Consider the following 14,575-nt stretch of genomic DNA (forward strand, 5'->3'; position numbering starts at 1 on the left):
TTAATTGCAGCAGATTGCTTCACGTTGTTCGCAATGACGTTTGGTTTTTACATTTGGTTTTGATGTTTGGTTTTAACGTTTGTTTTTGATGTTTTAAGACGTTTTAAAAAGATTATAACCCTTCAACGCCGCTCAAGACAAGCGCCAAGACCGACCTCCAAACAACTATCAAGACCTCAACAAAACCCTAGTACGCCTATTTATTTTTTATATTAAGTAAGAAAAGTATAGGCGTTTAGGGGGTTTTTAGTATTTTTATATCAGAAAACTAAAATGAAAAACATTAAACATTTATGAGCTTATTTCAGAACTCTGTTCTAAACAAATATTTAAAAGGATTAGAGTCCGAAAAAGTTAATCAAGCTTACGATAGATTTACAAGCCATTTCCATAATCCAACCATTCAAGAAAACATTCGAAACTCCAAAGAGGAGCAATACCAAGGCGAATTTCTAATTGACCTCTTTGTAAACGTATTCGGATATATTAAAAACCCAACGCCTGATTTTAATCTCACAACCGAATTAAAAAACATAAAAGGCTCTAAAAAAACTGATGGTGCCATTCTAAAAGGCGAAAAAGCACTTGCTGTAATTGAACTTAAAGGCACCAACACCACCGATTTAAGTAAAGTAGAAACCCAAGCATTTGGCTATAAAAACAACCAACCCGGTTGTAACTATGTAATTACGTCCAACTTTGAAAAACTCCGTTTTTATATTGATAATGCCGTCGACTTTGAGGAATTTAATCTGTTTCAACTCACCAAGGAACGCTTTGAACTACTTTGGCTATGCTTATCCTCAGAATATCTTTTAAAAGACATTCCAAAAAAAATTAAAGACGAATCGGTAACGCAAGAGGAAAACGTAACCAAAAAACTATACAAAGATTATGCAGCATTCAGAAACGAGATTTTTGATGCCATACAAAACGAAAATCGCCAATACGATAAACTCACCTTATTCAAAAAAACGCAAAAATTACTAGACCGTTTTCTATTCATCTTTTTTGCAGAAGACAGATTGCTATTACCACCCAACTCCATTCGCTCTATAATAAACCAATGGACCGATTTACGAGATAAATATGATGAATATTTCCCGTTGTACGACCGATTTAAAAAATATTTCGGTTATATGAATACAGGCCACAAAGGGCAGCAACACGATATTTTTGCTTACAATGGTGGTTTGTTTGCGCCAGACGATATTTTAGACACTATTAAAATCAATGACGACTTACTGTATAAACACACCGTTAATTTAAGTAACTACGATTTTGAAAGCGAAGTAAGCGTCAATATTCTGGGTCATATTTTTGAGCACTCGTTAAACGATATTGACGAAATTCAAGCCGAAATACAAGGCATTACAACCGAACAAAGTAAAACCAAACGCAAGAAAGACGGTGTTTTTTATACCCCAAAATACATTACCAAATACATTGTAGATAATACAGTAGGTAAATTGTGTGAAGAAAAGAAAATAGAACTCGACATCCAAGAAGCCGAATACGAAAAAGAACGTAAAGGCAGACAAAAAGCTACAATAAAAAAGCTCTCTCAAAAATTAGAAGAATATAGAACATGGCTATTACAAATTACCATTTGCGATCCTGCTTGTGGGAGTGGTGCTTTTTTAAATCAAGCACTAGAGTTTCTAATTGCAGAGCACCAATATATTGACGAATTGCAAGCCAAATTATTTGGTGATGCCATGATATTGAGTGAAGTTGAAAACGCCATTTTAGAAAACAATTTGTTTGGTGTCGATATAAACGAAGAAAGTGTGGAGATTGCAAAACTCTCGCTTTGGTTACGCACCGCACAAAAAGGCAGAAAACTAACCAGTTTAAACAACAATATTAAATGTGGTAATAGTTTAATTGACGACCCAGCAGTTGCAGGCGATAAAGCCTTTAATTGGCAAACAGAATTCCCCGATGTTTTTAAAGAAACCATAAAAAACGCCTATCATTTGGTATTTACAACCCATAACAGTCGTACCTCAAAACGTATGATAGATTATGGCATAAAAAAAGGACCAGCCTTAGAACTTAATTTAAAAGAAGAAGTAGCGCTTACCAAAATATTTAGAGATATTGTATTAGAAAACAACTACAATATTATGGCCAATAATATCTGTAAAGACCACGTCCATCTTATTCTGGTTTGCGAGCCCGAAGCCCTACATACCATTGCAAAAACACTAAAAGGCAAAAGCTCGTACATATACCAATCCCAGGGGTTTAAACCCCTGGGAGAACCTCTTTGGTCCCAAAAATTCTTTTTTGCACAGCTCGATGAGTTTGTATTTGCAGACCTTGCCAAAGCCCCAGGATATGTGTTTACCGACAGCTATTTAGACACCGCCATAAATTATATAGAAAGTAACCGTAGTAAGCACCATTTGCCACAAAGCGACACGCTAAAAAACACCATTGCCGACTTTACCAAAACCAAGGAAGACGCCTTTGCTCCAGAATATACCGGTGGCTTTGATGTGGTGATTGGGAATCCGCCTTATGTGCAAATTTCTGAATTTCAAGATTATTATTCAGAGAATTATTCCACAGCAAAATGTGGGGATTTATATGCAATATTTTATGAAAAGGGAGTTGACATATTAAAAACTGAAGGTGCTTTTTCGTACATAACACCATCTTTATTTATTAAAGGAATTAGGTATGAAGCATTAAGATTTTTTCTTTTAGAAAACACAGAAATATTACAAATTGATGATAAAGGAGATGGTGTTTTTACAGATGTTCAAATGCCAACCGCAATTTTTGTTGCACTAAAGAATAAATTATCTAATCAAGATTGGTCAAAATATATTCCTGGGGAAAAAATAACTTCAAGAATGTTAAAAAATTCTTCACATTTAGAAGAATATAGCCTAATTAAAAGAGGACTAGAAATAGGGAAAAACAAAGTACATCCTAACAATATAAATAAAGTAAAGATAATTACAGGAGAAGATGTTGAACGATATGGTATTAAAAGTTACCAATCGATAGAGAGTCAAATATATAATGAATACAAAAAAGACAATAAGTTTTTTGAAAGTAAAAGAATCGTTATTAGAGAAACTGGTAATAGAATTACTTCTTTACTCGTTAATGAGAATGTTCAACAAAACAGAAGTTTATACTCAATACTATTAAATAAAAAAGAATATAAATATGAATACTTTTTAGCTCTTATAAACTCTAAACTGATGCAGTTTTATTATAAATCAAATTTTGCTGCTAATACAGAGGTATTTCCTAAAATTAGAATAGCACAAGTAAAGAAACTTCCAATTAAATTAAGTGAAAATAATCTACAAAATATCTTAATTGACTATGTTAAACAAATTTGCTCGATTAAGGTTGAGTTTGAAAAATTAAATTTTACTCTTAATTCATTATTATCAACTAAATTTTATATCACCTCCAATCGAAAACTCCAAAACTGGCACGATTTAGATTTTGGAGAATTTTCAAAAGAGTTAGAAAAAGCACGAAAAACAGCATCCAAAGAAAACGAAACGGAGTACAAAAAGTTAAGTTTAAGCGAAGAAGCCGAATGGATGTTATATTTTAACGAGCAAAAAGAAAAAGCACAAACACTAAAAGCAGAAATTAACAAAACCGACCAAGAAATTGATGCCATGGTATATGAGTTATATGGCTTAACAGAAGAAGAAATAGCCATTGTAGAGGAAGCCACCGCATAAACTTCACACCTTAATAATACGCAACAGACAGCACTAGCCCAAAACTGTCAACTTGACATTTTCTAAAACCTGAATGTTTTCGTATAAGCCTTTGGTATATTTTTTGAAAATTATAACTTATAAAACATTGTATAATTCAAAAATATATCATCATGAAAGCACTAAAATTAATGCCTTTGTTTTGTTTGTTGTTTTTACATTGTTCAGGACAAGACAAACAAAAAAAAGCAGAAAAAACCATTAAACCCAACGAGAATATTCAAGTAAATAAAGCATATGATGCATTTGGCAATCTTATAAAATACGATTCTATTTACTCGTATAGCTATTCTTCAAACGACACCTTAAACAATAGGATAAAAATGCAATTTCAGAAGCATTTTAATAACCACTCCTTTTTTAACGATTCCTTTTACAACGATTTTTTTGGGAGAGATTCCATAACAGGTGGTTTTAACTCTAAAGACTTTTTCCATGATGGATTCATGAATCAAAACGATCAAATTAAAAGCATGATGCAGCGTATGGATTCCATCCAGCAATTATTTTTTAATCAACATGCCAGACCCATCATTCCTGCAGAACCTGAAAAACAAAAACCCAGTACTGAAAAAATAAATTTCAAACAGATTTAAATATCTAGGGCTACGGTTCCCTTCTTAAGGAAGAATTAAGAGAGGTGTTTTTTACTCCTATTAAATAACACCCTTAAAGCCCCCTCAAGGGGGCAAACCGTTAAATAAAAATTAAAACCAGCGATTAAGCTGGTTTGTTTTTTATATTTGGTTTTTAGCTAAAACAAAACCATGCAAAAACGTTTACTTGTCGTAGTATTAGGGCTTTTATCAATAGCCATTTTACAAGCTCAAAAACCCAAAACACCTTCATCTTCAGAAATTTACGAATCCATACAAAAACTTAATTTTTTAGGTTCGGTGTTATACATCGCAGCGCATCCCGACGACGAAAACACCCGATTAATAGCATACATGGCTAATCAGGTAAAAGCAAGAACTGCCTATTTATCGTTAACACGTGGCGATGGCGGACAAAACTTAATAGGACCAGAAATAAGAGAACTTTTAGGCGTTATAAGAACTCAAGAACTATTGGCTGCAAGACGTATTGATGGTGGCGAACAACTATTTACCAGAGCCAACGATTTTGGCTACTCCAAACACCCAGACGAAACTTTAAAAATTTGGAATAAAGACCACGTTTTAAGCGATGTGGTTTTAGCCATCAGACAGTTTAAACCAGACGTGATTATAAATCGGTTTGACCACAGAACCCCAGGAACTACACATGGCCATCACACCAGTTCTGCCATGTTAAGTCTAGAAGCTTTTGAACTCGCCAACGATAAATCTGCGTATCCAAATCAACTAAAACAGACTAGTCTTTGGGCACCCAAACGTTTATTTTATAACACCAGTTGGTGGCGCTATGGCAGTCAAGAAGCCTTTGATAAATTAGACAAAAGTAATATGCTTAGTTTTGATATTGGCACCTATTATCCGTTAAAAGGCATGTCTAATAACGAGTTAGCATCTATAGCACGAAGCCAACATTTAAGTCAAGGTTTTGGTACCTTATCACAACGCGGTACGCAACAAGAATATATAGAGTTTTTAAAAGGCGAACCACTTACTGATAACGAAACTATTTTTTCTGGAATAGACACCTCTTGGAATCGCGTAAAAGGCGGTAAAGCTGTTGGTACTATTTTGAATGCCATTGAAAAAAACTTCAACTTTCAAAATCCATCAACGCATGTTTCGCAATTGGTAGAAGCCTATAAAATTCTTCAAAAAGTAGAAGACGAGCATTGGAAAACTCAAAAATCAAAAGAATTAATAGCGGTTATTGAAATGTGTGCAGGATTGTATTTAGAAGCCTCAGCAGAAACCAATTGGGCGACACAAAACGAAATGATTAACCTTAATATAGAAGTCCTTAAAAGAAGCGACTTACCCATAGTTTTAGAGAGCTTAAATAAGTCGAGCAACCTAAATATCTCAAAGAACATCGCACTTAAAAACAATATAAAATATAATTTTAAAGAGGTTTTAAAAATCCCAGGTGATGCACAACCTACAGCGCCTTATTGGCTAAATAAAAAAGGAACTTTAGGCATGTATACCGTGGATGATACCAAACGTATTGGAAAACCTGAAACACCAAGAACCTCCTATATTGATTTTAATCTGTTGATTAATAATACACCAATAACATTTACAAAACCTGTTATTCAGCGTTTTTCAAAACCAGACCAAGGTGAATTGTATCGTCCGTTTGAAATTACCCCAGAAGTTTCAGCTAAAATCAACGAAAAGGTTATTATCATAGATAATGATGAACAACGCGATATCACGGTAATTGTAAAAGCAGGTCGAGATAATCTTGAAGGCGATATTGAAATTTCGCACCCCAACGATTGGAGCATTTTTCCTAAGAAACAGAAAGTAGCCATAGCACATAAAGGCGAAGAACAGACCTTGGTATTTACGGTAATTCCTCCTAAAAATCAAAGTGAAGGTTTTATTGGTCCAGTTGTACATATTGGGGAGCACACTTATACCAAAGAACTTATTGAAATAAACTACGAGCACATTCCGTTTCAAACCGTTTTATTACCCAGCGAAAGCAAAATTGTACGTTTAGATATTAAAAAACGAGGTGAAAACATTGGGTATATTCAAGGTGCTGGTGATGTTGTGCCGGAGAGTTTAGAACAAATTGGGTATAATGTTCGCATTATAACACCAGATGACATAAACCCTGAAATACTAAGCCGTTTTGATGCTATTGTAGTTGGTATTAGAGCCTATAACACTATTGAAGATTTAAACTTTAAGCAACAACAATTATTTGATTTTGTTGCCGAAGGTGGCAATATGATAGTACAATACAATACAAATAGAAGACTAAAAGTAGATAATGTTGCGCCTTATGATTTAAAATTATCTAGAGATCGGGTTACTGATGAATTTGCCGAAGTTCGGTTTTTAGCCCCTAATCATGAGGTTTTAAATGTTCCGAATAAAATCACTCAAAACGATTTTGAAGGTTGGACACAAGAACGCGGGTTATACTTTCCTAATTCGTGGGGAGCAGAGTTTACCCCTATCCTATCCATGAACGATAAAGGCGAAACTGCCAAAGATGGTAGCTTGCTTATTGCAAAACATGGAAAAGGCCACTACATCTATACGGGCTTAAGCTTTTTTAGAGAATTTCCTGCTGGCGTTTCTGGTGCTTATCGCCTATTCGCAAACATGCTCTCGTTAGGAAAAAACGACATGAAACAAGATTTAAAACTAAACGATTAATTTATGGAAGACGCACCAGAACCAAAACAAAAATGGCATAAGCTATATTCTATTGTGCTCATTGCCAATGCCATTTATTTTATCTTTTTTTACATCATCACAAAAGCCTTTTAATTCATGCAAATATTAAGTTGGATTGATTGGTCGGTACTTTGCGCAACCCTGATTGCTATTGTAGCTTACGGCACATGGCAAACCCGAGGTAGTAAAAATGTAAAGGATTATTTAAGAGGCGGCAACACCTCAAAATGGTGGACTATTGGTTTATCGGTTATGGCCACACAAGCCAGTGCGATAACCTTTTTATCAACACCAGGGCAAGCCTTTAACGATGGGATGGGATTTGTCCAATTTTACTTTGGATTGCCTATAGCCATGATTGTTATTTGCATGGTATTTATTCCCTTATACCATCGCCTTAAAGTCTATACCGCCTACGAATTTTTAGAAAACCGCTTCGATTTAAAAACCAGAACCCTGGCCGCTATTTTGTTTTTAATTCAGCGTGGTTTAGCAGCTGGAATAACCATTTTTGCACCTGCCATAATATTATCGGTCGTTTTGGGTTGGGATTTATTAACCCTTAATATTGCCATAGGCCTTTTAGTAATTATATATACCGTTTCGGGTGGTACACGCGCTGTAAACGTTACCCAAAAACATCAAATGGTTGTGATATTTATTGGGATGTTTATTGCGTTCTTTTTAATAGTTGACAAGCTTCCTCAAGATATTACATTTTCAAAAGCCCTAGAAATAGCGGGTGCCAGTGGTAAAATGGAAGTCTTAGATTTTTCATTCAACTTAAATAATCGCTATACCTTCTGGAGTGGCATTATAGGGGGTACATTTTTAATGTTATCGTATTTTGGCACAGACCAAAGTCAGGTGCAACGCTATCTTTCAGGGAAATCGGTTAAAGAAATGCAATTGGGATTGATTTTTAATGGACTTTTAAAAGTACCCATGCAATTCTTTATATTATTGGTTGGGGTTATGGTGTTTGTGTTTTATCAATTTAATGAAGCCCCAGTAAATTTTAATCCAACAGCAACTGAGTTGGTTTTAAATTCTGAATATGCTGAAGACTACAAAGCCCTTCAAAAAGAACAACAACAAATCTTTAGAGATAAGCAGAAAATTATTGAAGCCTTTACCAATTCTGAAAATCCTGAAGCCGCAAAATATATTTCGGCAGCGAATGCCGCTAATGATGACATAAGACAAGAAGCAAGAGCTTTAATTGACAAAGTTTCAGATAGTCAAGATATAAAAGTAGAAAGCAACGATAAAGATTATGTGTTTATTCATTTTATTTTGAATAACCTCCCACGTGGATTAATTGGTTTGTTGTTGGCCGTCATTTTAAGCGCTGCCATGTCTAGTACGGCTAGTGAACTTAATGCTTTAGGCTCTACAACTGCCATGGATTTATACAAACGAAATACCAGTGAAAAAACCGAAACCGAAATGGTAAAAGCCTCAAGATGGTTTACCTTTTTATGGGGTATTATTGCTATTGGCGTAGCTTGCGTTGCGAATCTTGCAGAAAATTTAATTCAACTCGTAAATATAATTGGCTCTATATTTTATGGGAATGTATTGGGCATATTTTTATTGGCATTCTTTTTTAAATTTGTAAAAGGTAATGCGGTTTTTATTGCGGCGTTAATTACGCAAGTAACAGTGATTGCACTTTACTTATTAAATGAATTTGAATATATTAATTTGCCATTTTTATGGCTAAATTTTGTAGGTTGTATTATTGTCATTGCGGTGGCGTATGTATTACAATTACTAACTCCTAATAACAAAACAGCACATGTCTAAAATTATTAATTGGGGCATTATTGGCTTGGGTAATATTGCTCATAAATTTGCTACAGATTTACTAACTGTTGAAGGCGCTAAGCTATATGCTGTAGCCTCGCGACATCAAGACAAAGCAGATGATTTTGCTAAAACCTACGATGCTACAAAAGCTTATGATAGTTATGAAGCCTTAGCAAAAGACCCTAATGTTGATGCCGTTTATATTGCCACACCACACGCTTTGCATAAAGCTAATACCTTGTTGTGCTTAGAACATGGCATTGCTGTGTTATGTGAAAAACCTTTTGCTATGCATAGCGATGAAGTACGCGACATGATTGCTAAAGCCAAAGAAAAAAACGTACTCCTTATGGAAGCTCTTTGGACCTATTTTCTGCCACATTACCAATTTGTTTTAAAAGCATTAAACAATAAAACGTATGGAGAAATTAAGACACTTGAAGCCGATTTTGGCTTTTTTCGTGAGTTTGATAACAGCTCCAGACTTTTTAAAAAATCGCTTGGTGGCGGTAGCTTATTAGATATTGGCATCTACCCTATTTTTGCGGCGCTCTCTACTTTAGGTAAACCTGATGATATAAAGGCTGAAGCTACTTTTTTTGATAATGGTGCCGATTCATCGTGTACTATGACTTTTAACTACAAAAGCGGAGCCACTGCCAAAATAAAAAGCACACTTTTAGAAGCAACTCCTACCAAAGCAACTATGTACTGCGAGAAGGGCACGATTACATTGCATAGCATGTTTCATATGCCAACTACGGTAACTATGGCATCAAACGGAAAAGAAGATACTTTAGATTTCACTGAGAATGTACATGGTTACAAATATGAAATTCTTCATTTTAACGCATTAATTCGTCAAGGTAAAACGGAAAGCGACATCATGACTTTTAAGTTTAGCAAACAGCTTATTGAGACTTTAGACCGAGTAAGAGGACTGATTGACCTTGACTATTAAATATAAAATTTAGCAGATACCTGCGTTAACGATTGAACGGCCTGTTTGAGCTCCCGACTTAGGAGGAGCGAGTAGTGAAAGCGTGTTAAAACGCCCAAAAAAATAACATAAAAAAAGCGCAACTTAAAAAAAATTGCGCTTTTCAATATCTAAAAGTCTAAGAATTTAACGTTCTAATAAGTCTATTACATGGCTCCCCATTCTTTTAAAGAATCTTTATTCATTTTAACATAATCTGCATTTCCAGCTTTTTCGGCATGCATTAAAGAGGCCTTTGCAGCAGCTATGGCTCCTTTTTTGTTTCCTGCCTTAGCATGAATTAAAGCTTGACGTCTTAAAAACCAAAAACGTGGTTTATCCTTAGTCATATCAACAGCCTTATCAATCCACTCAACAGCTTTATTAATATCTTTATCTGCCTCTAAATAGTAAGCCGCAGCTGCATAATAATCGCCAGCGCCAGGACCATTCATAACCTTTTTAATACTTGCCGAAACAGCAGCATCAGTTGGCACTGTAAAAGGTACCGCTACATAAGTTTTTTCCCAGATAAATTCAAGATGACCGCCATCGTTGGTTAAATGATTTATATCCATAGAAAACGATTCTACATTAAACGCCACAGGATACACTGGAACTGTTGTTTTTGCAGCAACTTTGGCATCATCCCATGTTGCAGGTGTGCCCCAGTTTTCAGTATCTGTATAGAAGAAAACGTCCCAAGATTCCTTTCCTGGTTTTGTAAAAATAGCATAAGATCCTGCTTTTAAGGTCTGCCCATCAATAGTAGCATCTGTGCTAAAAGTTATCATTGTGTTTTTGTTGGCACCTGTTCTCCATAGTTGTCCGAAGGGTACTAAATTTCCAAAAACTTCTCTACCCTTAACCCCTGGTCTTGAATACTCCAAAGTTACATCTGTTAGTCCAACTTTTTGTTCCAATTTTGCCAACGGGCTAGGTTGTGGTGTTGTAATTTGTGCGTTTACCGAGAAAACTGTTGCGCAGGTCATGAATAGTAATAGTACTTTTTTCATATTTATAGTTATTTATAATTTAGGTTTTTAACATCATAAAATTAACTATTAAAAACTCCTTTATTGTTAACAAAAGCTTAAAATAAGACGTTGTATATTTGCAGCTTATTAATTTGGGCGTTACCAATCCCGATAGCTTACGATCGCTATCGGGACAGTAGGCCGGACTTTTATTCATGCTTTTCAATTTAATATTTTTGTATTCATGAACATAAATGTTTCGCTATATCTTTTGCAAAAAGCAAAAGGATGTCGCTGCAAACCCTAACGCAAAAACCGTAATAAATGAAACAGTACATCTCTGAAACTATAGGCACTTTTGGCATGGTATTTTGTGGTTGTGGCGCCATGACCATTAATGAAATTACAGGAGGCAGCATCTCTCACGTGGGTGTTGCCGTTACTTGGGGACTTATCGTTATGGCCATGATTTATGCCTTTGGTGAAATCTCTGGTGCACATTTTAATCCGGCAGTAACCATAGGTTTTGCTTTTTCCAAAAAATTCCCATGGAATAAAGTACCTAAATACATTTTAGCACAAGCTATTGGAGCAATTTTCGCCGCATTTTTATTATGGTTTTTGTTTCCCGAAAGTCAATTTTTAGGCGAAACAACACCCGCAGAAGGGTTCCCGCCATATAAAGCAGCTATTTTAGAATTTTTACTCACCTTCTTTTTAATGATTGTTATTATTAATGTGTCTACAGGTAGCAAAGAAATTGGTACCATGGCAGGTATTGCTGTTGGTGGAGTTATTTTATTAGAAGCTATGTTTGCAGGACCTATAACAAAAGCATCTATGAACCCTATTCGCTCTATTGCTCCCGCTATTTTTACAGGAAATTTTCAGTATTTATGGCTGTATATTTCTGCACCTATCTTAGGCGCGATCGTAGCTGTATCGAGCTGTAAACTTGTTAAGGACGACAATTGCTGCTGAAGCAATAAATTTATCTTATAACTTTATATTAAATTTTGTTTAACTTTTTTATATAATTGTTAAACATTTTGTATCTTTACCGTAAATTAAGTTATTATGGCAAAGAAGAAAACAGTTTCCAAAAACGATATCATTACGTCTTACATGGATTATGTCTTAGAGCATGATCAAAACCCAAAATCAGTATTTGCTTTTGCTAAAATGAATAATTTTGAAGAAGCGAAATTCTACGAGCACTTTGCTTCTTTCGAAGCTATTGAAAAAGGCATATTTGAAGCTTTCTTTTCAAATTCATTAGACGCTTTAAATAAGAGTGAAGACTATAATATTTTTGATGCTAGAAACAAACTCTTAAGTTTTTACTACACCTTTTTTGAAAACCTTACGGCAAATAGAAGTTATGTAAAGCATGTTTTAGATAAATACAACAAAGATCTGAAGGGTTTAAAAATGCTTTCTGGTTTAAAATCTCATTTTACCAGTTATGTTAGCCAATTGGGTATCCAAATGCTAGATATTAAACAAGAACAGATAGAAAAAATTCAAGATAATGCCTTAAAAGAATCTGCATGGTTACAGTTATTATTGACTATGAAGTTTTGGATAGATGACACCTCTTCTTCTTTTGAAAAGACAGATATTTTTATTGAAAAATCAGTAAACACAACGTTTGATGTATTAGACATTTCATCACTTAAAAGCGTTTTAGATTTGGGTAAATTTCTATTCAAGGAAAAATTTCAAATGAACTAGTCGCTTATGAAAACGATAGACAGCATACCAACATCTAAAATACAAAGAGCTACTAAATTAGTTTCTACTGGCGCAAAAGTTGGTGTAAACTATATTAAGTATTACGGTGATAAAATCACAAAAACTGAGGAACAAGCGAAAGCGCGCTTAAATGTTAACAATGCAACAGACATTTATGACGGCTTAAAACAACTTAAAGGTAGTGCGCTTAAAGTAGCACAAATGCTAAGTATGGAAAAAAGCATATTGCCACAGGCTTATGTTGAAAAATTCTCTTTAGCACAGTTTTCAGTACCTCCGTTATCACCACCTTTAGTTATAAAAACATTTAAAAAATATTTTGGAAATCATCCAAATGATCTATTTGATACTTTCAACGCAACTTCTGTAAACGCTGCCAGCATCGGTCAGGTGCATATAGCAGAAAAGAATGGGAAAAAACTTGCTGTGAAAATCCAATACCCAGGAGTTGCGGAAAGTATTGCTTCAGATTTAGCCATGGTTAAACCTATAGCCATTAGTATGTTTAATATTAAAGGTAAAGACTCTGATAAATACTTTAAAGAAGTAGAAAACAAATTGGTTGAAGAAACCAATTATATTTTGGAAATGAAACAAAGCAAAGACATTGCAGAATCCTGCAGTCATATTTCTAATCTTTTATTTCCAAATTATTATGAAGATTTATCTTCTGAGCGCATCATCACTATGGATTATATGGAAGGTGAACACCTTTCAGAGTTTACAGCACATAACGAAAATCAAGAAAAATCAAATAAATTAGGTCAGGCCCTCTGGGATTTCTACATGTTTCAAATTCATAACTTGAAAAAAGTTCATGCAGACCCTCATCCAGGAAACTTTTTAGTAAATGAAAAAGGAGAATTAATAGCGTTAGATTTTGGGTGTATGAAAACCATCCCTATGGAATTTTATACACCTTATTTTGAATTAGCCATACCAGAAAACATTAATAATAAGGACTATTTCGTTGAAAAGTTATATGAACTTGAAATACTTAGAGATGATGATAGCAAAGAAGAAATAGCCTTTTTTACTGAAATGTTTCACGAGATGCTAAGTTTATTTACACAGCCTTTTCATCAAGATACTTTTGATTTCTCTGATGCTGGATTCTTTGGGAAAATTGCTGAATTGGGAGAACGTTATTCTAAAAGTACCGACTTGAAAAAGATGAATGGAAATCGGGGTTCAAAGCATTTTATCTATATAAACAGAACCTTTTTTGGACTCTATAATTTGATGTTCGATTTTAAAGCACAAAATATAAAAATTAATAATTACTTGAAATTGTAATGGCATATTTTAATGAAAATGATATCGATCAATTGCATCATTTATACAAAATCAACTTATTAAATAGTTGTTCTGGATATAAATCTGCAAATCTTATAGGCTCAAATTCTAAAGATGGTTTAGAAAATGTTGCTGTTTTTAGTTCTGTAACGCATATTGGTTCTAGTCCAGCTATGTTAGGTTTCTTTTTAAGACCAACAACTGTGATTAGAAATACTTATGAAAATATAAAATCTACAGGATTCTATACCATTAACCATATTCATAAAACTATTACTGAAGATGCACATCATACCTCAGCTAAATATGATACGACAATTTCTGAGTTTGATGTTACTAGTTTAAATTCAGAATACAAAAATGATTTTATAGCACCTTTTGTAAAAGATTCACCCATTCAACTCGCCATGCAATTTGTTGAAGAATACGATATAAAAGCCAATAATACCATTCTAGTAATTGGTAAAATTATTGGTTTATATGTAAACGATAATCTTATTGAAAACGATGGCTTTATCAACTTATCAAAGGCCGAAGTTGCTGCTATAAATGGATTAGACGGTTATGCTGTACCTAATACCAATGCACGTTACGGTTATCAAAGACCGAAAACATTAGAAGTAAAAGACTGATTTAAAGTATTAAATATATAAGTTAGTGATAATCCTACTCATAACACAC

The 14,575-nt window shown here is 34.3% G+C and carries 10 protein-coding genes; 9 read left to right on the top strand and 1 reads right to left on the bottom strand.

What is annotated here, in order from left to right:
- Window positions 1-293: 293 nt before the first annotated feature.
- The 5 genes from P8K68_RS04020 to P8K68_RS04040 all read left to right on the top strand — a co-directional run bounded on the left by P8K68_RS04020 (window position 294) and on the right by P8K68_RS04040 (window position 9,848).
- The gene (locus P8K68_RS04020; protein ID WP_300248361.1) at window positions 294-3,722 is read left to right on the top strand and encodes a TaqI-like C-terminal specificity domain-containing protein; all 3,429 of its coding nucleotides are present in this window, start codon (window positions 294-296) and stop codon (window positions 3,720-3,722) included.
- Window positions 3,723-3,874: 152 nt separating this feature from the next.
- The gene (locus P8K68_RS04025; RefSeq protein ID WP_300248362.1) at window positions 3,875-4,357 is read left to right on the top strand and encodes a hypothetical protein; all 483 of its coding nucleotides are present in this window, start codon (window positions 3,875-3,877) and stop codon (window positions 4,355-4,357) included.
- 171 nt (window positions 4,358-4,528) lie between these two features.
- The gene (locus tag P8K68_RS04030) at window positions 4,529-7,054 is read left to right on the top strand and encodes a PIG-L family deacetylase (RefSeq protein ID WP_300248363.1); all 2,526 of its coding nucleotides are present in this window, start codon (window positions 4,529-4,531) and stop codon (window positions 7,052-7,054) included.
- 117 nt (window positions 7,055-7,171) lie between these two features.
- Window positions 7,172-8,884 (top strand): sodium:solute symporter, encoded by a 1,713-nt coding sequence (locus P8K68_RS04035; protein ID WP_300248364.1) that lies wholly within the window; start codon window positions 7,172-7,174, stop codon window positions 8,882-8,884.
- Window positions 8,877-9,848, top strand: a complete 972-nt coding sequence (locus P8K68_RS04040; RefSeq protein WP_300248365.1) for a Gfo/Idh/MocA family oxidoreductase — start codon at window positions 8,877-8,879, stop codon at window positions 9,846-9,848. The genes P8K68_RS04035 and P8K68_RS04040 overlap by 8 nt, the downstream gene beginning before the upstream one ends.
- A gap of 185 nt (window positions 9,849-10,033) precedes the next feature.
- On the opposite strand, the gene P8K68_RS04045 is transcribed toward P8K68_RS04040, so the two are convergent.
- On the bottom strand, window positions 10,034-10,882 hold the full coding sequence (locus tag P8K68_RS04045; RefSeq protein WP_300248366.1) for a DUF2911 domain-containing protein: 849 nt from the start codon (window positions 10,880-10,882) through the stop codon (window positions 10,034-10,036).
- A 285-nt stretch (window positions 10,883-11,167) separates the two neighbouring features.
- On the opposite strand from P8K68_RS04045, the gene P8K68_RS04050 reads away from it, so the two are divergent.
- The 4 genes from P8K68_RS04050 (at window position 11,168) to P8K68_RS04065 (ending at window position 14,526) form a co-directional block, all read left to right on the top strand.
- Entirely contained in the window at window positions 11,168-11,824 is a 657-nt protein-coding gene (locus tag P8K68_RS04050) for an aquaporin (RefSeq protein WP_300248367.1), read from the top strand.
- A 96-nt stretch (window positions 11,825-11,920) separates the two neighbouring features.
- Window positions 11,921-12,577, top strand: a complete 657-nt coding sequence (locus tag P8K68_RS04055; protein WP_300248368.1) for a TetR family transcriptional regulator C-terminal domain-containing protein — start codon at window positions 11,921-11,923, stop codon at window positions 12,575-12,577.
- 6 nt (window positions 12,578-12,583) lie between these two features.
- Window positions 12,584-13,894: an AarF/UbiB family protein gene (locus P8K68_RS04060; RefSeq protein ID WP_300248369.1), complete on the top strand. Its 1,311-nt coding sequence runs from the start codon at window positions 12,584-12,586 to the stop codon at window positions 13,892-13,894.
- The gene (locus P8K68_RS04065; RefSeq protein WP_300248370.1) at window positions 13,894-14,526 is read left to right on the top strand and encodes a flavin reductase; all 633 of its coding nucleotides are present in this window, start codon (window positions 13,894-13,896) and stop codon (window positions 14,524-14,526) included. Before P8K68_RS04060 ends, P8K68_RS04065 begins: the two co-directional genes overlap by 1 nt.
- Window positions 14,527-14,575: the final 49 nt, after the last annotated feature.

The organism is Algibacter sp. (assembly GCF_029245835.1).
Lineage (GTDB): Bacteria > Bacteroidota > Bacteroidia > Flavobacteriales > Flavobacteriaceae > Algibacter_B.